Below are 509 nucleotides of genomic sequence, written 5' to 3'. Positions count from 1 at the left end.
ATTTGGATAAGTCTTGCCTGCCATGTATCCCCTAAGTACGACGCTGATTTTTTTGCCTGAGGCGACACGGGCATGGTAATTAAATGGTCATATTCACTATACGACTCAATAACGTCATAGCGCATTTTGCTTTTTATAGGCGTGAGCCAATGATGGTTAGTTCCTACACCTTGCCAACTCGTAAAAAGCTCGGCAGAGAAAAACCCCCTATCAAATAAAGTAAGTGAGTTCTCTGGTGCGGAGCCAACAAGTTGTTGAGCATAATGGAGCTCACTATTCGTTACTGGCCCAAACGCCGCATCTGAAATTAAATGAGTCCGAGTCGACATTAAGGTAACGGCTAATACAGAAGGGAAGTTAGCCGTTGATTGCGCATACCCGAAGTGACTGTTACTAGGGGTATCTTGAGTTTTAAATTGTGTCCCATCCACACTTAATAACTTTAAACCACAAACTTCATCAAACGGTTGTGATTGCTCCCAACGTGCCGCCGTATGTTTAAACAAGTG

1 protein-coding gene is annotated in these 509 nt (G+C 43.4%); it reads right to left on the bottom strand.

The features are described 5' to 3' along the window. A partial coding sequence (locus L1068_RS21850; protein WP_237131965.1) for a transposase occupies positions 1-509 on the bottom strand: 509 nt, incomplete at both ends.

This window comes from Pseudoalteromonas sp. MMG024 (assembly GCF_021654175.1).
Lineage (GTDB): Bacteria > Pseudomonadota > Gammaproteobacteria > Enterobacterales > Alteromonadaceae > Pseudoalteromonas.
The sequence above is the reverse complement of the archived record's forward strand: the minus strand, read 5'-3'. Positions and strand labels throughout refer to the sequence as shown.